At 38.3% G+C, this 22,150-nt stretch carries 19 protein-coding genes, 1 other RNA gene and 2 pseudogenes; 18 read left to right on the plus strand and 4 right to left on the minus strand.

Annotation, left to right across the window (positions count from 1 at the left end):
* Positions 1 to 167: 167 nt before the first annotated feature.
* From DVW83_RS07310 to nth, 7 genes are all read left to right on the plus strand, one after another.
* Entirely contained in the window at positions 168 to 1,049 is an 882-nt protein-coding gene (locus DVW83_RS07310; protein ID WP_104661417.1) for a glucosaminidase domain-containing protein, read from the plus strand.
* Positions 1,050 to 1,194: 145 nt separating this feature from the next.
* The gene (cysK, locus tag DVW83_RS07315; protein ID WP_137239193.1) at positions 1,195 to 2,121 is read left to right on the plus strand and encodes a cysteine synthase A; all 927 of its coding nucleotides are present in this window, start codon (positions 1,195 to 1,197) and stop codon (positions 2,119 to 2,121) included.
* Between the two features lie 198 nt (positions 2,122 to 2,319).
* Positions 2,320 to 2,748: a Fur family transcriptional regulator gene (locus tag DVW83_RS07320; protein WP_104661415.1), complete on the plus strand. Its 429-nt coding sequence runs from the start codon at positions 2,320 to 2,322 to the stop codon at positions 2,746 to 2,748.
* Between the two features lie 291 nt (positions 2,749 to 3,039).
* A complete protein-coding gene (locus tag DVW83_RS07325) occupies positions 3,040 to 4,392 on the plus strand; it encodes an NADH oxidase (RefSeq protein ID WP_104661414.1) in 1,353 nt (450 codons plus the stop codon).
* Positions 4,393 to 4,607: 215 nt separating this feature from the next.
* The gene (locus tag DVW83_RS07330) at positions 4,608 to 4,895 is read left to right on the plus strand and encodes a DUF5960 family protein (protein ID WP_104661413.1); all 288 of its coding nucleotides are present in this window, start codon (positions 4,608 to 4,610) and stop codon (positions 4,893 to 4,895) included.
* Positions 4,896 to 5,134: 239 nt separating this feature from the next.
* Positions 5,135 to 5,836 (plus strand): DnaD domain protein, encoded by a 702-nt coding sequence (locus DVW83_RS07335; RefSeq protein ID WP_104661412.1) that lies wholly within the window; start codon positions 5,135 to 5,137, stop codon positions 5,834 to 5,836.
* A gap of 1 nt (position 5,837) precedes the next feature.
* Positions 5,838 to 6,500 carry an endonuclease III gene (gene nth / locus DVW83_RS07340; protein WP_104661411.1) on the plus strand — a complete coding sequence of 221 codons (663 nt, stop codon included), beginning with the start codon at positions 5,838 to 5,840 and terminating at the stop codon, positions 6,498 to 6,500.
* 63 nt (positions 6,501 to 6,563) lie between these two features.
* On the opposite strand, the pseudogene DVW83_RS15960 reads toward nth, so the two are convergent.
* From DVW83_RS15960 to recU, 3 genes and pseudogenes are all read right to left on the minus strand, one after another.
* Positions 6,564 to 6,698: pseudogene (locus DVW83_RS15960) on the minus strand (DUF3788 family protein); the annotation flags it as partial.
* A gap of 165 nt (positions 6,699 to 6,863) precedes the next feature.
* Positions 6,864 to 9,200: a PBP1A family penicillin-binding protein gene (locus DVW83_RS07350; protein ID WP_104661245.1), complete on the minus strand. Its 2,337-nt coding sequence runs from the start codon at positions 9,198 to 9,200 to the stop codon at positions 6,864 to 6,866.
* Entirely contained in the window at positions 9,190 to 9,837 is a 648-nt protein-coding gene (recU, locus tag DVW83_RS07355) for a Holliday junction resolvase RecU (protein WP_104661246.1), read from the minus strand. The genes DVW83_RS07350 and recU overlap by 11 nt, the downstream gene beginning before the upstream one ends.
* A gap of 62 nt (positions 9,838 to 9,899) precedes the next feature.
* Here recU and DVW83_RS07360 point away from each other — a divergent pair, with 62 nt between their 5' ends.
* From DVW83_RS07360 to DVW83_RS07385, 6 genes are all read left to right on the plus strand, one after another.
* Complete coding sequence (locus DVW83_RS07360; protein WP_104661247.1) at positions 9,900 to 10,439, plus strand: DUF1273 domain-containing protein; 540 nt, start codon at positions 9,900 to 9,902, stop codon at positions 10,437 to 10,439.
* 88 nt (positions 10,440 to 10,527) lie between these two features.
* Positions 10,528 to 10,941 carry a cell division regulator GpsB gene (gpsB, locus tag DVW83_RS07365; RefSeq protein WP_104661248.1) on the plus strand — a complete coding sequence of 138 codons (414 nt, stop codon included), beginning with the start codon at positions 10,528 to 10,530 and terminating at the stop codon, positions 10,939 to 10,941.
* 19 nt (positions 10,942 to 10,960) lie between these two features.
* Positions 10,961 to 11,335: RNase P RNA component class B (gene rnpB / locus DVW83_RS07370), an RNA gene on the plus strand.
* A 133-nt stretch (positions 11,336 to 11,468) separates the two neighbouring features.
* Positions 11,469 to 12,632, plus strand: a complete 1,164-nt coding sequence (locus tag DVW83_RS07375; protein ID WP_104661249.1) for a THUMP domain-containing class I SAM-dependent RNA methyltransferase — start codon at positions 11,469 to 11,471, stop codon at positions 12,630 to 12,632.
* A gap of 30 nt (positions 12,633 to 12,662) precedes the next feature.
* Positions 12,663 to 14,159, plus strand: a complete 1,497-nt coding sequence (locus tag DVW83_RS07380; RefSeq protein ID WP_104661250.1) for a carboxypeptidase M32 — start codon at positions 12,663 to 12,665, stop codon at positions 14,157 to 14,159.
* A 21-nt stretch (positions 14,160 to 14,180) separates the two neighbouring features.
* Entirely contained in the window at positions 14,181 to 14,861 is a 681-nt protein-coding gene (locus DVW83_RS07385) for an HD domain-containing protein (protein ID WP_104661251.1), read from the plus strand.
* A gap of 289 nt (positions 14,862 to 15,150) precedes the next feature.
* On the opposite strand, the gene DVW83_RS07390 is transcribed toward DVW83_RS07385, so the two are convergent.
* On the minus strand, positions 15,151 to 15,507 hold the full coding sequence (locus tag DVW83_RS07390) for a hypothetical protein (protein WP_238699382.1): 357 nt from the start codon (positions 15,505 to 15,507) through the stop codon (positions 15,151 to 15,153).
* Positions 15,508 to 16,414: 907 nt separating this feature from the next.
* Here DVW83_RS07390 and DVW83_RS07400 point away from each other — a divergent pair.
* From DVW83_RS07400 to pepV, 5 genes and pseudogenes are all read left to right on the plus strand, one after another.
* Positions 16,415 to 17,605, plus strand: a complete 1,191-nt coding sequence (locus tag DVW83_RS07400; protein ID WP_104661253.1) for a glycine C-acetyltransferase — start codon at positions 16,415 to 16,417, stop codon at positions 17,603 to 17,605.
* Positions 17,606 to 17,702: 97 nt separating this feature from the next.
* Positions 17,703 to 18,656 carry an L-threonine 3-dehydrogenase gene (locus DVW83_RS07405; protein WP_104661254.1) on the plus strand — a complete coding sequence of 318 codons (954 nt, stop codon included), beginning with the start codon at positions 17,703 to 17,705 and terminating at the stop codon, positions 18,654 to 18,656.
* A 205-nt stretch (positions 18,657 to 18,861) separates the two neighbouring features.
* On the plus strand, positions 18,862 to 20,232 hold the full coding sequence (locus DVW83_RS07410; protein WP_104660377.1) for an APC family permease: 1,371 nt from the start codon (positions 18,862 to 18,864) through the stop codon (positions 20,230 to 20,232).
* Positions 20,229 to 20,648, plus strand: a pseudogene (locus DVW83_RS07415) (serine dehydratase beta chain); the annotation flags it as partial. The gene DVW83_RS07410 and the pseudogene DVW83_RS07415, both read left to right, overlap by 4 nt.
* 53 nt (positions 20,649 to 20,701) lie before the next feature.
* Positions 20,702 to 22,117 carry a dipeptidase PepV gene (gene pepV / locus DVW83_RS07420; protein WP_104660379.1) on the plus strand — a complete coding sequence of 472 codons (1,416 nt, stop codon included), beginning with the start codon at positions 20,702 to 20,704 and terminating at the stop codon, positions 22,115 to 22,117.
* The last annotated feature ends 33 nt before the right edge of the window (positions 22,118 to 22,150 follow it).

Consider the following 22,150-nt stretch of genomic DNA (forward strand, 5'->3'; position numbering starts at 1 on the left):
TTGTGGTTAAAAACATTGTACCGTAAAAGGGCTGTTACATGGCCTTTTATCTTTTACACAATTATATGGACTTTATCTGAAATTTAAAAGTATAATTTAATTAATTAAGTTTGTTTAAAGATAGAAAATTTTATTTAGAGTTTTTTATTTTTTGAGGAGGAATTCGAATGCAAGAGCTGAAAACCCGCAGTGCCCGACACCAGAAAAGTAAAAGAACTTTGGTGATCAATAAAAAGGCAATTGCTCCTTTAGTAGGGACAACATTGCTCGTTGGGCCAATGATGGTTACAGCAACACCACAACATGTAAGTGCAGACGAACAAGCGCCGCAAAATACAACTGATCCTCAAGCGTTTATCAATCAAATTGGTTGGTCTGCTTCAGAAGTGGCTGCAAGTAATGACTTGTACGCTTCTGTAATGATAGCCCAAGCATTATTGGAAAGTGCTTATGGAACTTCAGGATTATCCAGTGCTCCGAATTATAATCTATTCGGTGTAAAAGGTAGTTATGGTGGGCAGGTTGTTTATATGGCTACGCAAGAATATATTGATGGACAATGGGTAACGATGAATGAACCATTCCGCAAATATTCTTCTTATTGGGAGTCTTTCCAAGATCACGCGAATGTTTTACGTTCGACTAGTTTTTCAACTGGCGATTATCATTATTCTGGCGTATGGAAAAGCAATACGACTAGTTTCTATGATGCGACTGCCTATTTGACAGGTAGATACGCGACTGACCCTGATTATGGTACAAAATTGAACTCATTGATTAATACGTATAATTTAACTCGTTTTGATACACCATCTACCGGATCAACATCGTCTTCAACAAGTACTACAACGACAACAAGTACAACCACAACGACGACAACGAGCAGCAAATCAACTGCATCTTCTGGTGGTACCTATACGGTCGTTTCAGGGGATACTTTATGGGATATCGCCCAAAAGTACGGAATGTCTGTTGATGATCTAATGGCCAAAAATGGCATGACGATGTCGAACTATTCTTTACTAGTCGGTCAAGAGTTGAATGTGTAATTCTACCTATTATTTATAAGCAAAGGAATATCTAAGATGATGTTTCTTTGCTTTTTGTATTATAATAGGAAAGACGAATTATTCGCCAGATGCTTCTGATTTGTATTATCATAAAGAAGAAGACGAGTTAAGGAGGAATATACACATGACACAATTATATCATTCAATTACCGAGTTGATTGGGAGAACCCCAATCGTCAAGCTAAACCATATAGTTCCTGAAGGGGCAGCGGAAGTTTATGTGAAACTTGAATTTTTTAATCCTGGTGGCAGTGTGAAAGATCGGATCGCATTAAGTATGATTGAAAAAGCAGAACAAGATGGGATATTGAAACCTGGAGATACGATCATTGAACCAACATCAGGTAACACTGGGATTGGTTTAGCCATGGTAGGAGTAGCTAAAGGGTATAAAGTGATTATTGTAATGCCTGAAACGATGAGTATGGAACGGCGTTTATTGATGAAAGGTTACGGAGCAGAATTAATTTTGACTCCAGGGTCAGAAGCTATCAGTGGGTCAATCAAGGAGGCAAAACGCTTAGCAGAAGAACATGGCTATTTCATGCCGCTTCAATTTGAAAACCCAGCGAATCCAGCAATCCATGAAAAAACAACAGGTCATGAAATCCAAGAAGCTTTTGGCATCAATGGACTGGATGCATTTGTAGCTGGAATCGGTACAGGGGGAACGATTACTGGGACAGGTAGAGAGTTAAAACGAGTATACCCATCAATTGAGATCGTTGGAGTCGAACCTGCTGAATCTGCAATCTTAGAAGGAAAAGTAGCAGGACCACATAAAATTCAAGGAATTGGCACAGGTTTTGTTCCTGATACACTAGATACTTCTGTTTATGATAAAGTAGTCGGTATCACAGGAGACGAAGCAATGGAGACTGCAAGACGTGTTGGAAGAGAAGAAGGCATTTTAGTCGGCATTTCTTCTGGAGCAGCGATTGCTGCGGCACTCAAAGAAGCAGCATCATTAGGAGAAGGCAAAAAGGTACTGGCTATCGTCCCTGATAATGGAGAACGCTATTTGTCTACGCCCTTATATCAAGAACTTTGATAGAAAAAGCAGTTGATGTTAAATAAGTGTTTAGGATAAAATAATAGAGTTGAAGGCGTAAAAAGAGAGAGCTATTCTTGATTTACGCCTTTTTTCGCAATATCATAAGTATTTTGAAATTTCTATTCACAAAAAGTAGATTTTAAAAAATAAAAATAGTATGATAAGACGAGAATAACAACTTTGGGGTGTTTAAAAATGGAGAACAAAATAGTTGAAGAAGCAATAGGTAAGTTAAAAAAAGAAAATATACGAATTACACCTCAGCGGTACGCAGTGCTAGAGTATCTGATTGAACATCATTCACATCCGACAGCTGATGAAATTTATCGAGCTCTGGAACATCGTTTCCCAAATATGAGTGTAGCAACTGTATATAACAATTTAAGATTGTTTACTTCAATCGGGTTCGTACAAGAGATGAAATATGGGGACGCCTCTAGTCGATTCGATTTCAGTTCAAAACGACATTATCATGTCATCTGTGAAAACTGCGGAAAAATTGTGGATTTCCATTATCCTGGATTGGAAGATATCGAAATGGCAGCGAGTCGTTTGACTGACTTTCAAATCAAAGAACATCGTTTAGAATTATATGGTCTTTGCCCAGAATGCAAAGTGGAGTAATCTTGGATTGTCGATAGTAAACAAATATGAATGAATCAGGTTAAAAAAAGCTAGTTTGACAAAAAAATCACTAGCTTTTTTTATTTTTTTTTTAATCATTCACAAACAAAAGAATTATTGTGTGTTAATTCACATATATAAGGTTGTTAAATAGGCATTTTCTCAAATGAATGCTTGAAATACAACAAGCTGATCCTTGTGAATTCACAAGCATTAAATTGTTGTATCCGTTTTATTTTTGATATAGTGTAGCTTGTCAAAGGACAAAACGTTAATCGGAGGGATTCACATATGAAAGTTGTAGTAATTGGCTGCACACATGCAGGGACAGCAGCCGTAAAAAGTATCTTAAAAAATCATCCAGAAGCAGATGTTACGGTATATGAGCGAAATGACAATGTTTCATTTTTATCCTGTGGGATCGCATTATATGTTGGTGGTGTAGTAAAAGACCCAGCCGGTTTATTCTATTCTAATCCTGCAGAACTTCATTCTTTAGGGGCAACTGTAAAAATGGAACATGATGTCACTGATGTAGACACTGAAAATAAAAAAGTGACAGCGAAAGATTTGAATACGGGAGAAGTTGAAACAGTTTCTTACGATAAATTAGTCATGACTACAGGTTCATGGCCAATCATTCCACCAATCAAAGGAATCGAATCAGAAAACATTCTGTTATGTAAAAATTATAATCAAGCGAATGAGATCATTGCCAAGGCTGAAGAAGCAAAACGCGTAGTGATCGTAGGTGGAGGCTACATCGGGATCGAATTAGTCGAAGCATTTGTTGAATCAGGTAAACAAGTGACGTTGATCGATGGACTTGATCGTATTCTTAACAAATACCTTGATAAACCATTCACAGATATCCTTGAAAAAGAACTTGTCGATCGTGGCGTCACATTAGCCTTGGGAGAAAATGTTTCCGAATTTATTGCAGATGACAATGGTAAAGTGAAACAAGTTGCAACTCCAAAAGAAACATTTGATGCAGATATGGTTATTCTATGTGTTGGGTTTAGACCGAATACTACTCTGATCAAGGGGAAAGTAGATACATTGCCAAATGGTGCCATCAAAGTGAACGAGTACATGCAAACGAGTGACCCAGATATTTTCGCGGCTGGAGACTCTGCGGTAGTGAATTACAATCCAAGTGGAACACAAAACTATATTCCTCTTGCTACGAATGCAGTACGTCAAGGTTTGCTTGTAGGAAATAATCTAACGGAACATAAAATGGCTTATCGTGGTACACAAGGTACGTCTGGACTTTATTTATTTGGGTGGACGATTGGTTCAACAGGTGTGACAAAAGAAAGTGCACCTATGAATAATCTTGATGTAGAAGCAACTGTCTTTGAAGACAATTATCGTCCTGAGTTTATGCCAACGACTGAAAAAGTCATGATGGAATTAGTTTATGAAAAAGGAACGAACCGTATCGTTGGCGCTCAATTTATGTCTAAATACGATATTACGCAATCTGCGAATACGATGTCGTTAGCTGTTCAAAATAAAATGACCGTCGAAGATCTAGCACTTTCTGACTTTTTCTTCCAACCACATTTTGATCGCCCTTGGAACTACTTGAACTTATTAGCTCAAGCAGCTCTTGGCGAAATTGAAACAGCACAATAGTTAGAAGGCACCGGTGTATTTTTTCGTTTTAGTTAATGATGAAGGCAAAAAAGCAAAGATTCTACTTTGCTTTTTTGTCCTTTTTTTTAAAATCAGGGGAGTGTAACGAATTAGTTGTTTTCTAAAGGATTTTCTGCCAAAATAAGTAGAGAAAGACAACTCATGGATAAACGAACATGGAGAGTCAAGAATGATTGATGGGGAGGAATAGCAAGATGGAAAAAGAATATTTTGTACAACAAGAGGCATTTATGGAGGATTATCAACAATTAGCGGCGCAAAAAGATGTGATGATTGAGTCGCTAGCGGATAAGATAATCAGCCAATTGAATCAGACACAAGAAGATTATTATGAGATGCCTGCAGAAGAAGCAAAGGATGGCGTATCTCACCGCTTCCCATTTTCTCGCCGTATCTATTCAGATGAAAATGATGGAACGCTGAACACAGAATATACTTACGAAGGCGAACCCTATATTTTACAAACGGAAGATGATTTTTAAAAATAATGCTTTTAGCTATAGCTAAGCTAGGGAGTCGATTGACCAGTCTGTTTCAAAAAAATTTTGAAATAGATGGGTCATTTTTTATAGAAGTCGGAACACCAAATCCATTTTATTTATTCCGAAAAGTGAAAATATACAAAATAAAAGCAAAAAAATAAACCACATTAAACAAGGGAATGGTCACTTGCTTCATTTAATTTTTTTACGTATACTGAGAATGAAGTGGAGGAAAAACCATGTTGAACTTAGAAAATTATTTAAAATCAGGTCAAACGATCATATCGAATTTATTGCTAAAAAATTATCATCGGATTGGACTTCAGTCAGAAGAATTTTTATTTATATTGCAGATACACATGGCACAGCTAGAAGGTGATTCATTTCCAGATTTGCAGATGATTGCTCTAAACATGGGTGTCAAGCAAGACCTTATTTATCAACTATTGAATCGATTAGTCAGTAATGGCTTTATAAATATCAAAACAGAAACGATCGATGGAAAGAAAGTGGATCGCTATGACCTTTATCCGATATATGATGTTCTGGGAGATTTTTTGGAAAAACAAAGTCGAAAACTAGAAGATATGAGTCAGGAGAAAGAAGTCCAGTCTGTTTACCAGATGTTTGAACAAGAGTTTGGGCGGCCTCTGTCTGCGATTGAATTTCAGCGGATCGGTCAATGGCTTGAAGAAGATCATTACCAACCGGAGATCATCAAACTAGCATTGCGTGAAGCTGTCTTGAACCAGGCATACAGTTTCAATTATGTAGATCGGATTTTGTTGTCTTGGGAGCGTAAAAATCTCAAGACAAAACAACAGGTAGAGGAAGATCAAAAAAGAAGAAAGCAACAGCTTTTGCAAAAAGAAGTGGCCTCATCAAATCAACAAGAAGAGGAGCTTCCCAAAGTATCATTGAAAAACTGGTTGGAGGACTAATATGTTAAGTAAGCAGAAAACCATGGAAGCAATTGAAAAAATGTATCAGATGTTTCCTGAGGCTCATGGTGAATTACAACATAGCAACCCTTATGAATTACTGATAGCAGTCATCTTGAGTGCTCAAGCCACTGATGTTTCTGTAAATAAAGCAACTCCCGCTCTGTTTGAGGCATTTCCTACGCCTGAAGACTTAGCGGCTGCTTCGGTTGAAGAAATCATTCCTAAAATCAAGACGATCGGCCTTTATCGAAACAAAGCAAAAAATATCAAAGCATGCGCACAACAACTGATCGAAAACTTTGGTGGTCAAGTGCCAACTACTAGAGAAGCATTGGTATCATTGCCTGGAGTAGGGCGAAAAACAGCCAATGTTGTCCTTGGGGATGCATTCGGTATCCCAGCGATTGCTGTCGATACACATGTCGAACGAGTGTCGAAACGTCTGAGAATCTGTAAATTGAACGCTTCGGTACTAGAAGTAGAAGAGACGCTCATGAGAAAAATACCAGAAGACTTGTGGGTGAAAACACACCATACCTTGATTTTTTTTGGTAGGTATCATTGTACGGCAAGAAACCCACGTTGTGAAGTATGTCCACTACTGGATATGTGCCAAGAAGGTAAAAATAGGATGAAGTTGCATAATAAAGATAAGTCATGAAGATCGAACGATAAACATCGAACGAATGTGGGACAAAAGTAAGAAACACTTTTGTCTCATTCTTTAAAAACGAATAAACGATGGGAGCAGAAGCAACTCCTTCTTAAATAAGTCGAAATTCACAAAAATTTGAAAAGCAATTTTTGTGAATTTCTTCTTGTTTCTCGGAGTTAAACACTTCTGTCCGAGCCTCTTTTTTCTCCAATTTTTTAAATCGAAACGACTTTTTTCTCGACCTCATTCGATTTGCATAAACGGTAGCAACAGACTTATTGAAACCGTGTTGTCTGTGTACCTCATATGTAGAGCAAAATCCAGGGATTCGCATTGTATTTTGCGAATCCCTGGATTTTATTAAGCATATCATCCAGCTGAACTGCCGCTAACTTGTGATTCATTCGCATTACTTGATGGCGTCGTTGGCTCAGAGGACTCTTGTGGAGCCGATGAGCTAGATGCCGGTGGAGTGCTGCTTGATGATGAAGGTGCAGTATTTGATGATGTTTCACTACTACTTGATGACTCAGAGCTCTGACTAGATGTTGTGCTTTCTGTTGAACTTTGAGTCGTAGTACTTTCAGTAGTAGAAGACGTTGAGCTTTCTGGTATTGTAACAGTCGAAGATGGAACGGTACTTGACGATGTGGTTCTTCTTTGCGTATTGTTCACTTGATCTCGATAGTATAACTCGCTACCATAGCGAACAAGTCCACTTGGCATTTCCCAATCTTCATTTGTCACATTTGCTGATACATATTTCATCAATTCTCTATAAACATCTGAAGCCACATGAGAAGATTCGGATGTTACAGGCGTTAGCTTCTCATTGTATCCAGTCCAAACAGAAATCGCATAATTTGGTGTGTAGCCGGCAAATAAAATATCAGGATACACGCCGCTCGAAAGACCTATTTTTGCATATTCCTCATCTGTATAGTTAGATGTTCCAGTTTTTCCAGCTTGGAAAAGTCCAGGGATGAGTGCATTCGATCCAGTTCCTTTTGTGATCGTATCTTTTAGGATATCTGTGACCATATAGGCAGTTTCTGGTGACATGGCAGTTTTTCCTTCAGGTTCATACGTTTGTTCAGTACCATCTTGGAAGACGATCTTATTGACATATTGTGGTTTATAATAGGTTCCGCCGTTGGCAAAAGCAGCGTAGGCAGCAGCCATTTTCAGTGATGATGCACCATATTTTGTCCCATCTTGTTTTTCTGTGTTACTTGAGATTGCATTTGACTGATGGATCGTACTGTACTCGATGCCCAGATCCTTCAAGAATGAGCTTACTTTATCAGAGCCGACTTCATTAAATAGTTTTACGGCAGGGACGTTTCTAGAAAGATATAATGCTTGTCTTAATGTGATCGTACCTAGATAGCTGTTATCCCAGTTCCCAACAGGAGTCGAAGTTCCTTCGTAGTTATAAGGAGCATCAGTAATCATTTTTCCAGTTGAGTATTTTAAATACTCGAATGCAGGACCGTAATCAGTGACAGGTTTCATTGTAGAACCGAAATCGCGTGAAGTATTCACTGCTAGATTCATTCCTAGAGTCACGTCATCTGCAACATGGCGGCCACCGATCTGTGCTTTCACTTCTCCGGTTTTAGTATCGATCAGTGTCGATGCAACTTGCATTTTGTCGTCCGGGTAATTGACGTATTCATCCGTATTCACAATGTTATAAAGTTGTTTTTGTGCATCTAAATCTAAATTCGTATAGATATCTAGACCGTCAGTATAGACATTCTTATCCGTTTTTTCTTGGACCTCATTAATGACTTCTTTTACGTAGTTATCAACGATTTTTGAATTATCTGCCTCTTTTTTCAATTCTTGGAGACCTTCATTTATCGGTGTATTGACCGCATTGTCATAATCGGTTTGAGAAATCTTGTCATTTTGCAACATCGTGTACAAAACAGTATCACGACGCTTCTTTGCTTGTTCAGGATACTGATAAGGGTCATAAGCAGATGGTGCTTGCGGCATTCCAGCCAATAACGCAGTTTGTGGCAAAGATAAATTGCCTAACTTCTTACCAAAATACATCTCTGAGGCAGTTTCCATGCCGTATAGTCCATTTGACATATATACTTTGTTCACATAATAAGTCAATATTTCTTGTTTTGATTTTTTCTGTTCTAACCTCACAGCCATCCAAGCTTCTTGTGCTTTTCTTTTTAATGTTTGGTCAGAAGCGTTTGTCGAGAAGTAAGAAAGTTTGATCAATTGTTGTGTCAACGTACTTCCTCCTTGCAGTCCTCCAGAAGTAAAGTTTGAGACAGCAGAACCAATGATCCGTACAGGGTCGATCCCGATATGTTTATAAAATCTTCGGTCTTCGACAGAAACGATTGCATTTTCTAGCGTCTTTGGTAATTCATTTGCAGAAATCTTTTCGCGTTTTTCTGCACCTAGGTCTTCGAACAGTTCACCATCTTGGGTATAGAGTTTAGAAGAGACGGTGGCGTCTAACGCATTGTCAGTCAATGCAGGTGCATCCTTTGCGTAGAACCAGAAAAGTCCAACTCCCGCTAAAAATGCTACGCATGCTAGTGACAGCGCGATCAGAAATATTCGTGTAATCAGGCTTTTCGTATTTTTCCTAGTTTTTTTTCCAGACTTCTTCGGTCCTTTTTTAGAAGAAGGGGTACTGTTGCGTCTGGAAGTTCTAGTTTGTTCATTTGCCATTCTTGTGTTCTCCTTCAATAGTTAGTGTTGAGAGATACTGATCGACTGCATTTAAATAAGGGATACGTGGCGAAAAGCCAGTTTGGATCTCGATCCCCAAATTTTCTATCAAAGAGAGCGGCAGAGATTTCCTACCGTTTTCCTTTTGTGCATGCCAATAGTCGATCAGGTGTGTACTATTTAAATAAAAGCAGCGCTTCAAAGATGAAAACCATAATAAGACAAAACAAATCCCATTTTGTTGCAGACAAGCTTCCATATGGCTGATTTGATGCGCATGAAAGTTTTTAAATGGAAAAGAAGTTTTATTCTTCGTTTCTTTTGCTTCAAAATCCAAATAGAAACCTCGATATACACCGTTATAATCTGTTGTGGAAGCTTGGGTGAAATATGCTTCCTTAATAACAGCGGCGCTACGTCGAGGATAATCTACTTTAACGATTTGTATTGGTGTTGGTTTTTTATGGATAACAGCTATTTGGCGCGTAAGGTAATACTCATTACTTTCGTTGATTGCTTCTTCAAAACGCATACCTCGCTTGCCGAATTCTATCGGTGCTTTTCTTTTTTCTTGAATTTTCTCTTCTAAAGAGGCATTCTTATGGTATGGTTGGCCATTCGGATAGCGTAAAACCATTTTAATCACACTCCTAGGCCATATTATATCAAAAAAGGCGAGAGAAAGAAAAGGAAACTGAGATGGATAGTGTAAAAGTCATTTACTTTTCGGGATATCGGAGTTTTGAACTTGGTGTATTTAAAGAAAATGATCCCAAAGTGTCAGTTATTAAAAAAGTCTTAAAAAAAGAGATCCAGCAATTAGCAGAAGAAGGTTTGGAATGGATCATTGTAAGTGGAAACCTTGGTGTGGAATTGTGGGCAACGCAGATCGTAGCAGAATTGAAACTTGATTACCCCGAGTTGCATCTAGGGATCATTTATCCTTTTATGGCATTCGGTAGCAATTGGAATGAGAACAATCAAGAGAAGAAAAGACTAGCAGAACAACTTTCTGACTATGTTGAAGCTGTAAGTCATCAGCCCTACCAGTCGCCAAGTCAATTAAGAAATCACACCCGTTTTCTTCTTGAACACACAGATGGTTGTCTATTGATTTATGATGAAGAATTTCCTGGGAAAACTCAGTATTTTTTAAGGGATGCAGAAAAATATCAAGAAGAACATCCCTATGAAATTCGCTTGATCAGTATGGACGATTTACAAAATTTCAGTGAATAAATGAGATAGTGTTTGATTTATCAATATTTTTCCGATACAATGAGAAAGTAGAAATGTTATTATGTAAATGAGAACTAGAGGTGTAAATATGGCGAACTTGGTTTATAGTCCTAAAGACATTTTACAACAAGAATTTAAAACAAAAATGCGTGGATATGATCCCATTGAAGTCGATGAATTCTTAGACAATATTATCAAAGATTATGAAACTTACAGCAAAGAACTCCTTGCTTTACAAGAAGAAAACGATAAGTTGAGCGCAAAAATCGCTCAATTATCAAAAACTCAAGGAGCTGCTCCAACACGGGTGCAACAAACTGAAACACCTAAGAGCACAGCAGTAACGAATTTTGATATCTTGAAACGTTTGTCAAATCTTGAACGTGAAGTTTTTGGAAAAAAATTGGATCAACAAGCAGCAGTAAAAGTTTCCCAACCAAATCCAAGTAACTACACAAATGTAAGTGATGACGATGATAATGAAAAAACTCGTCAATTCTAACAAATGAACGATCTTTGCGGTTTTCGGGTAATCGCGGTCTGACTTGATCAGGCTGAGGAAAGTCCATGCTCGCACAGGCTGTGATGTCTGTAGTGTTCGTGCTTAGCGAAAAAATAAGCTAAGGTACTCTTTCGGGAGTAACGGCAGGAAAACGAGCTAAGGTCATTGACTATGCTTTAGTATCCTTGAAAGTGCCACAGTGACGAAGCGAATAGGGAAACTTATTCGGTGGAACGCGGTAAACCCCTCGAGCGAGCAACCCAAACAACGGTAGGGGCGCTTTTTGTCGGGGAATTAAGAACGAGACAAAAGGGCAGGTTAACTGCAGATAGATGGTTACCACGTTCTCCTTTCTTCCCTGAAAAGGAGGACGTACAAAACATGGCTTACAGAAAACCGCAATAAAACAGGGAATACCTTCCAACCATGTTGTGAAGGTTTTTTTAACATTTGAGATTAAACTTTCGTTTTGATTTTTCAAAAGCTGGACGAATCGTTCAGCTTTTCTTATAAATAAGGAGAATGATATGGACATTAATAGAGAATTTAATCTTGTGGCGACGGCTGCAAGCGGCCTAGAAGCATTGGTCGGAAAAGAGTTACGTGATTTGGGAATTAAGTGCGAAGTCGAAAATGGGAGAGCCAGATTCAAAGGAACGATGGAAACGATCGCGACAGCCAATTTGTGGTTAAGAACTGCGGACAGAGTAAAAATCGTTGTTGGCGAGTTTGATGCGTTTACTTTTGATGAATTGTTCGAGAATGTGAAAGCTTTACCATGGGAAGACTTTCTTCCACTAGATGCCGAATTCCCAGTAGCGGGTAAATCGATCAAATCGAAGCTTTACAGTACACCCGATTGTCAGGCAATCACTAAGAAAGCCATCGTTGATCGTCTACGTACGTACTATCATCGACCAGCTTCAGTGCCATTGACGGAAACAGGTACACATTTTCAATTAGAGGTTGCATTGTTGAAAGATCATGTGATGATTACTTTAGATACGACTGGACCAAGCTTGTTTAAAAGAGGCTATCGTTTGGAAAAAGGTGGCGCGCCGTTAAAAGAAAATATGGCAGCTGCCCTAGTGATGCTGACGAATTGGAGAAAAGACCGTCCATTTTATGATCCCGTTTGTGGTTCTGGAACGATTTGTATTGAAGCAGCATTGATCGGTCATAATATCGCACCTGGCTTCAACCGAGAATTTGCCTGTGAATCATGGGATTGGTTCAACAAAGAAGTAATGAAAAATGTACGAGCTGCAGCAGAAGAAAAAGCAGATTATGATATCGTACTAGATATTACGGGTTCAGATATCAATGGACGAATGATCGAAATTGCTCAGGCGAATGCTGAGGAGATCGGTTTAGGTGATTCGATCACCTTCAAACAGCGAGCAGTGAAGGATTTCAAGACTGAAAAAGAATATGGTGTGATCGTTGCAAATCCTCCATATGGGGAACGGCTCGGGGAAGAAGAAACAGTTAGACGTTTGTATGAAGAAATGGGCGACGTTTTTAGACCACTCAAAACATGGAGCAAGTATATTTTGACAAGTGATCTTGCCTTTGAAGAATATTACGGACAAAAAGCAACAAAGAAACGTAAATTATATAACGGTGCTTTGCGTACGGATCTATTTCAATATTGGGGAACTCGTCCTCCAAGAAAAAATATGGAAGCGTAAAAATAAAATGGATGTTTGGAGGAATTAGTAATGAAGGAAAAGGAACTGTTACAAGAACTAAAAGAAATCAATCTATTGCAACAAGCTTTAGGAATCTTGGATTGGGATATCCAAACAGGAATGCCTGAAAAGGCTAGTAATGAGCGAAGCGAAGTAAATAGTTATCTATATAGTATTTATTTTTCAAAAAAAATCGGCCCTAAAATCAAAGAAGCCATTCATTACTTTTCCGAACATCCTACTGAATTGTCTGAAACAGGAAAAGTCATCTTTGAAAAAGTGAAAGAAGACTATGAGTTAGAATATAAAGTGCCAGAAGAACTAATGACTGCACTGACCTCTGCAACTTCTAGCGCTCAAGTGCAATGGCAAAAATCTCGTGAATCGAAAAAATTTACGGATTTCCAACCAGCGCTAACAAAGAACATCGAATTGACAAAAGAATTGATTCCTTATTGGAAAAAAGACGAAGCAACGGATTATGACGTTTTGTTGAATCAATATGAACCAGGAATTACCGTTGAGATCTTAGATCGGGTATTTGATCAGTTGAAATCGGGAATTCTCAAGATTCGTCAAACATTAAAGGAAAAAGGACATGAGCCCAGAACAGATTTCCTTTCACGAAAAATGACAAAGGCGCAACAAGAAAAATTTGTAGTCGGTGTCATTGAGCAATTAGGCTATGATTTTTCAAGAGGCCGTTTAGATGATACGATCCATCCTTTTATGCTTGGTATCAATCATAATGATGCACGGATCACTACACGTTGGAATGAGCATGATTTCAAAATGGCAGTTTTTGGTGTGATCCACGAAGCTGGTCATGGGATGTATGAACAGGATATCGATGAAAAATATGCATATACGCCAATTTATCAAGGTACTTCTATGGGAATCCATGAGTCACAATCCCTTTTCAATGAAATCATTATTGGAAGCAACCGCAATTTCTGGGAGAAACAGTATCCATTTTTCCAAGAATGTGCAGAAGGTACATTTGATGATATCTCCTTTGATGATTTTTACCGATCATTGAAAAAAACACAATCTAGTTTAATACGGATTGAAGCAGATAGCTTAACTTATCCGTTGCATATCATTATTCGTTATGAAATCGAGAAAATGATCTTTAATGAAGGGGTAGCCATTGAAGAATTACCAGAAATTTGGAATGATAAATATGAAGAATATCTGGGTGTTCGTCCTGAAAATGATGTAGAGGGTATCTTACAGGATGTCCATTGGTCAGGGGCTAGTTTCGGCTACTTCCCATCTTATGCATTAGGCTATATGTATGCGGCACAACTGCTACATGCAATGGAAAAAGAACAATCAATTGATGAAATCTTAGCTTCAGATGATTATTCACCGATCAAAGAATGGATGAAAGAACATATCCATCAATACGGTGCGTCACGTAAACCAACTCAATTGATCCAGGATGCTACAAATGAAGGATTGAATCCTCAATATTTGATCGATTACATGGAAAAAATCTATTTTTCTGTCTACCAAGTCGATTAAAAACAAGGAGAAGTATCATTTATGGAAAAACTAGCTCAAATTGCTGAATATAGCATGAAGCAGTTGGCAAATGATCAGACGGGTCATGGAAGTGACCACACGAAACGGGTGGTCAAGTTAGCTAAAAAGATTCTAGTGACTGAACCTCAAGCTGATCCATTTATCACGCTTGCTTCTGCTTATCTGCATGATACGATCGATGATAAAGTTGTTCGAGATGAACAAGTGGCGAAACAAGAATTAAAACATTTTCTAATAGCAATCGATTTAAAAAAAGAAACGATCGATGCAATTTTCTTCATCATTGAAAATATGTCTTTTTCAAAAGGGATATCTGAACAGGCGCCAGTGCTATCACTAGAAGGTCAAATCGTTCAGGATGCAGATCGAATCGAGGCGTTAGGAGCGATCGGTATTTTGCGAACAGCTTATTTTGGTGGAGGACATGGCCACCCGATTTTTGATCCAAAAATCCAGCCAACAAATTATACCAATAAAGCTGACTACCGTAAGGGATCAACTGTTATCAATCACTTTTACGAAAAACTCTTCTTATTACCAGATTTGATGAATACAGCATATGGCAAAGAAGAAGCGAAGCACCGAGAATGTTTTATGCGTAATTTCTTGGTCGAATTTTTTAATGAGTGGGGCATTGATGATCCGGATTTTACACCGGATAGTTGGCTAAAGAAGTCATAATGATGAAGAGCATGTCAATCAAAACCACCCGTTCACACGGGTGGTTTTGATTTTTGAAATTTCCGAAAAAACTGACTTTTGGATGACGTTTATTCGAGAGTCTGTAGCAAAATTGATTGTTAGATTTGTCCCACATTCAGCTTTTTTAAGTATAAAGAAAGTATGAATTTTTTTCTTGTTGTTGAGAGCAGAACGAGTTCATTCAGCTTCTCTAAGGTAACCTTGCCAAGAATCCATTTCTAATTTTTTGAGGTTTTCAGCGCTATAAGCAATACGATAACCAGCGTTTTTATGGGTATAATTTGAAAGAAATTGGTTCGCCCTGATAAAGAAAGACGATTATCAATGTAGAATTTAGCCCATCTTTTACCGAAAAATTAGTTATGTCACTTTTGTTATAAGTTGTAACGGATCCTTTTCCCAAAATTTTTATTGCAACTATTTTGTCTTTTATAAATACTAGGCAATAAGGTTTTTCAAACAGATTGGTGATAATTAAGATTCGAGCTGATAAAAACAACCAAGTAGCGGATTTAGCAACAGGATTCATTCGACTGCTAGCAAGAATGTAATTACTACGGAGATGCAAGTTATTCGCCAAAAGTAGTTCTTCAGCTTTTGTTTTATTAGGTGGTAAAAAGACCATGAAATTTTTCCTCCTTTTGATTATAGTCTAAAATCATCAATTCATTGGTTGGCTTGCGAAATCCGTTCCCACCGATCTTGTTCCTTACAAGTGGCTATTTAAGCATAAAGTTTTTCACAAGAGGATATTCTTATGTAATAAAACAATGTTTGCATTTCAATCGTTGCGGTATGAAAGATGTTGAATGTTCAATTGTTATGAACCATGTTTTTTTTAGTCCTTTTACATCACGGATGGTTGTATAAATATCATATAGCATAAATAGAGTTGCAAAAGCATAAGCAATCCCTATCATAAAAGTATTCGTTACATATCTTATTCCAAATAATATGAATCGATAGATCGATACTTTCACACCGATAACTATTTTCTCACGTTTCACCCTATGTCTTCTTATGGTCGCTAGTTTGTTAAGCAAACAATAAACTAAAAATAATGCTGAACAAGTCTTATTTGTAATCGGCTATTTTTTTACGAGATATCCTGAAAAAATTTCTTACATAGAGTATGACTCACACAGAAATTTTGCATTGCAGACGGAATATGAGAAAACACTAATAAAAATGATGATTAATTGTTTTTTTATCAAGTCAAGAAGAAGTAATCTAGTATTTAAATTAAAAAAAAATTCAGAAAATAGTTGCTATTTTTCTCTTTATTGCCTTAAAAGCATTTTTATACAATGTAGAAAAAAATAAACTAAAAATAACTTGGAATCAAAAAAATAAATAAGTTGGTTGGATAATAATCGTTTCATAATAAAACGTTATGTTTGAAAAAAGCGGTTAAATAACTCTCATTATTGATGTAAGCGCTACCAGCAACAGGCATAATAACAGACGGGAGGATACTGTTTTGCATATAGTGAATCCCTAGGTTTTTGTTTCAAAAAAATGGAGGTGGGGAAATGTCTTCAGGAATACTGTCAGATTATTTGGATCGCGAGTTATCTTTATTAAAGGATCAAGGATTGTACAATACGATCGACATTCTAGAAGGAGCGAATGCAGCAATCATCAATGTTGAAGGACGGAGGTTGATAAACTTAGCATCTAACAATTATTTAGGATTTGTCAACCGTGCAGAACTAAAGGAGGCATGTATCGAGGCTACTATAAAGTATGGCGTTGGTGCTGGAGCAGTTCGGACGATCAATGGCTCGTTACAGATTCATCAGGAGTTAGAAAATAAAATTGCCGAGTTTAAAGGAACGGAAGCAGCGATTGTTTTTCAGTCTGGTTTCAATTGTAATATGGGCGCAATTTCAGCGATCATGACGAAAGATGATGCCATATTATCAGATGAATTGAATCATGCTTCGATAATCGACGGTTGTCGATTATCAGGAGCGAAGATCATTCGAGTGAAGCATCAGGATATGACCGACTTAGAAGAAAAAGCCAAGACAGCAGTGGAAAGTGGACGTTATAAAAAAATAATGTATATCACGGACGGTGTTTTTTCAATGGATGGGGATATAGCTAATTTGCCAGACATGATACCTATTGCGGAAAAATATGGCTTGATCACTTACGTAGATGATGCCCACGGATCTGGAGTAATGGGTAAAGGAGCTGGTACAGTGAAGCATTTCGGTTTGAATCATAAAATCGACATGCAGATGGGAACATTATCAAAAGCAATTGGTGTGATTGGCGGTTATGTGGCAGGCTCGAAGTTATTGATTGATTGGTTAAAATCGCGCAGTCGCCCATTCTTATTTTCGACTTCTCTTACACCAGGAGCCGCAGGCGCAGCCTTAACTTCTATTCAACTGATGCAAGATCATCCCGAATTAGTTGATAAGGTATGGGAAAACGCAGAATATTTTCAAAGCGAGTTGAAAAAAATCGGGTATGATATCGGCGTTTCACAGACACCGATTACCCCAGTTATTTTAGGTGATGAAACAATGACACAACGTTTTTCAAGCAAATTGATTGAACAAGGGATCTATGTGAAGCCAATCGTTTTTCCAACTGTACCATTAGGAACTGGGCGGGTCCGCAATATGCCGACTGCGGAACATACAAAAGAGATGTTAGACCAGGCAATCGCTGTTTATTTGAAGGTGGGAAAAGAGATGGGGATCATTTAAGAAAAAAATTATTTCCTTCATTTGCCGTAGCTATTCAACGAGAGCCACTAATCGATTTGCTTTCAATAGAAAAAATAATTTGCAAAGGAGCCTTACGATGAAAAAAGTGTTAGTTACTGGATGTTTAGGACAAATTGGATCAGAATTGGTTACGCGTCTCAGACAAGATCTAGGAAAAGAAAATGTCATTGCCACAGATATCCGTTTACCTGAACAAAGTGAGGATGATGAACTATTCGAAATTTTAGATGTCATGGATTATGAAAAGATGCGTAGCTTAGTAGAAACCTATCAAGTCGATACGTTGATCCATTTGGCAGCGTTATTGTCCGCTGTCGCTGAAGCAAAGCCGAAATTTGCTTGGGATCTTAATATGGTAGGTTTAGTCAATGCTTTAGAAGTAGCACGCGAATTTGATTTGAAGTTTTTCACGCCAAGTTCGATCGGCGCGTTCGGTCCGGATACTCCGAAAAAAAGTACACCACAAGATACACTCCAACGCCCTACTACGATGTATGGAGTAACAAAAGTCGCCGGTGAATTGCTTTGTGATTATTATCATACGAAATACGGGGTGGATACAAGAGGCGTTCGGTTCCCTGGGTTGATCTCTTACAAAACTTTACCAGGTGGGGGTACGACAGATTACGCGGTGGATATTTATTATTCAGCGATCAAAGAGGGGAAATACACCTGTTTCATTGGTCAAGGTACCTCAATGGATATGATGTATATGCCAGATGCGATCGAGGCGATCATCCAATTGATGAATGCTGATCCAAAGAAATTGATCCATCGTAATGCATTTAATATCTCAGCAATGGCGTTTGAACCAGAGGAAATCAAGGAAGCAATTCAAAAGTTCATCCCTGATTTTGTAATGACTTATGAGGTAGATCCTGTTAGACAAGCCATTGCTGAGTCTTGGCCAGACTCATTGAATATTAGTTGTGCACAAGAAGAATGGGGTTTCTGTCCGAAATATGATCTACACGCGATGACACAAGACATGTTGACGAAACTTCAAGAAAAATTAGCAACCACAGTCTAACCCCTTCAAAAATATAAAAAGAGGCTGGAACAGAAGTGTTTAACTCCGAGAAATAAGAAGAAATTAACGAAAATTGCTTTTCAAATTTTTTTGAATTTCGGCTTATCTCCGAAGGAGTTGCTTCTGCTCCTACCGTTTATTCGTTTTAATGAATGAGACAAAAGTGTTTCTTACTTTTGTCCCACGCTCAGGGAGGAAAAGGGAGATGGAGAATAACGAAGTAGCACAATTAAATATCGAAGGGAACGAAGAAGGCTTAAAAAGAACCATGGGCTTTTTTACTGCTCTATCCACTGTGATGGGTACGGTGATCGGAGCTGGAGTTTTCTTTAAAGCGGCAAGTGTCGCCGAAGTGACGGGCTCTGTCAGCTTACATATGTTCTCATGGTTTTTAGGGGGAGTGATTTCAGTTTGTGCAGGATTGACTGGTGCAGAATTAGCAGCAGCGATACCTGAAACAGGCGGAATGATCAAATATATCGAACGGATCTATGGAAAAACTGCTGCATTTTTACTAGGTTGGGCGCAAGTAATCATTTATTTTCCCGCAAATGTCGCCGCACTATCCATTATTTTCGGTACGCAATTCGTCAATCTTTTTGGCTTAACAAATTCTTTGATCGTGCCAGTCGCTATCATTGCAGCTGTAACGATCATGTTGATCAATTTTCTAGGATCAAAAGTGGGTGGCACCTTTCAGTCGATCACTTTAGTTTGCAAATTGATTCCCTTACTATTGATCGTTTTATTTGGACTATCTCGCAGTGGTGGAGTGGAATTTCAGCTTTTCCCATTTGAAGCAGGGAAAGATCTTCCGTTGTTTTCGGCATTAGGAGCGGGACTTTTAGCGACGATGTTTGCTTATGATGGGTGGATTCATGTGGGGAATCTTGCAGGTGAATTAAAGAAGCCAGCCAAAGATCTTCCTAAAGCTATTTCTATAGGAATTATTGGTATCATGGTGGTTTATTTATTAGTCAATGCAGTCTTTTTAAAAACTGCTTCAATCGAAGGTGTCAGTGGCAACAGCAATGCAGCCAGTGAAGTAGCAACAATGATTTTTGGTGGTTTTGGCGGTAAGTTAGTCACAATCGGTATCTTGATCTCTGTTTACGGAACAATCAATGGTTATACGTTGACTGGTATGCGCCTTCCATACGTGATGGCGAAAGAAAAACGGTTACCATTTAGTCAGTATTTGGGCAAATTGACCAATCATACGAAAATACCTTTAGTAGCAGGTATCTTAGAACTGAGCATTGCTGTAGGTCTGATGATGGTTGGTGGGTTTGATATGCTGACAGATATGCTCGTCTTCGTTATCTGGATATTTTACACGATGGTCTTTATTGGCGTGATTATTTTAAGAAAAAAAGAACCAGACCTGAAAAGGCCCTATAAAGTACCCATCTATCCAGTGATCCCACTGATCGCAATCGTGGGCGGGATCTTTATCGTTGCTAGTACCTTAGTAACCCAAACAGTACTAGCAGCTAGCGGGATCGCAATAACATTAGCAGGCATTCCAATTTATATCTATTTGAAGGGAAAACATGGACCAGGAGAGAGGATATGACAGCTAAGTATTCGAGTGTCTTTGATATTATCGGGCCGATCATGGTTGGTCCTAGTAGTTCCCATACAGCCGGTGCTGCAAAAATCGGAAAGTTTGCCAGAGAAATGTTCCAGGAAAAACCGACAGAGGTCGATATCTATTTATATGGTTCTTTTGGGAAAACCTATCGCGGACATGGGACAGACGTTGCGTTAGTGGGTGGACTCCTCGGAATGCTGCCTGATGATCCTAACTTAGGAGAGTCGTTTGCACTAGCTTACCGCGAAGGAATCGAGGTATGTTTTATTCCTTCAAAAAAAGAAATGGATCATCCCAATACAGTGAAAATCATCTTAAAATCGATCAATAAAAGTGTAGCTGTCACTGGTATCTCAATCGGTGGTGGAAACATTGAGATCTGTAAAATAGAAGAATATAACGAAATAGAGACGATCAAACACACATAACTATGAATCATCAGGAGGTTACTATGAAAATCAATTGGCAAAATGAAGTAGAGTCAATAAAAGAAGAATTAATGAATGATCTAAAAGAACTTTTGGCTATTGATAGCGTACGAGACATTGAACATCGAACGGAAGAATATCCGTTAGGACCTGGACCAGCTTTAGCATTACAAAAAGTATTAGCGTTTGGCGAAAGAGATGGATTCAAAACGAAAAATATCGGTAATTTAGCTGGACATATCGATCATGGACCTGAAGAAGCAGAAATGTTCGGGATTCTTGGACATGTCGATGTAGTTCCTGCTGGTCAAGGGTGGGACACCGATCCTTTTGAGCCGGTCATCAAAGATGGAAAACTATTTGCCCGAGGGTCAAGTGATGATAAAGGACCTTCACTTGCTGCTTATTACGCTGTAAAACTGATCAAAAAATTGAATCTGCCGATCAATAAAAAAATCCGCTTTATTTTCGGAACAGATGAAGAAAGTGAATGGACAGGAATCCATCGCTATGAAGAAGTAGAAGCACTACCAAAAGTTGGCTTTTCACCAGATGCAAACTTTCCGATCATCAATGGAGAGAAGGGTATCATATCCTGTGAATTATCGTTTGAAAGTCAAAAAAGTGAAGCGAGTAAGCTGAAATTGGCAAGTTTTACTTCAGGGTTACGTTCAAATATGGTCCCTAGTGAGGCTGTTGCGGTCGTAAATATAATAAAACTAGAGTTGATCGATATACTGGCACATGATTTTGATCGTTTTTTAGAAGAAAACCACTTGAAAGGTACATTTGAATTGGCGGAGGATATCGCAACATTCAAAATTACTGGAAAAGCAGTCCATGCGCAAGACCCTAAACAGGGAATCAATGCAGCTACTTATTTAGGTGAATTTTTAAATCGCTATCAATTTGATGCGGACGGGTCAAATTATCTTTCTGTGATTGCCAACTATCTACATAAAGATTTCAATGGACATTTGCTTAATATTTATTGGGAAGATGAAGTGATGGGTCAAGTGACTTCAAGTGCCAATGTATTCAGATATGATACTGATGAAAAGCAAATCATTATCAATATTCGTCATCCAAAAGGAACAACAAATGAAAAAATTTTACAAGAGATAGGTGAATTGTTACAACCATTCGCTGTTTCAGCAAAAATCATTGGGGATATCAAACTGCCCCATTATGTATCTGCAGAAGATCCTTTTATCAAAACATTGTTGGAAGTTTATGAAGAGCATACAGGTGAAAAAGGAGACGAGTGCACGATTGGCGGGGGTACTTATGGCAGAGTTCTAGAAAAAGGTTGTGCTTTTGGCGCTCTTTTCCCTGGCCGTGAAAATGTAATGCATCAACCAAATGAATATATGTATGTCGAAGATATCTATCAAGCGACTGCTATCTATGCAGATGCTATTTACCGTTTAGTCCAATAGAAAGTGTGATGTCGCTGACATGACAGTGAGGGA

It is taken from the genome of Enterococcus sp. VV15 (genome assembly GCF_005236045.1).
GTDB lineage: Bacteria > Bacillota > Bacilli > Lactobacillales > Enterococcaceae > Enterococcus_B > Enterococcus_B durans.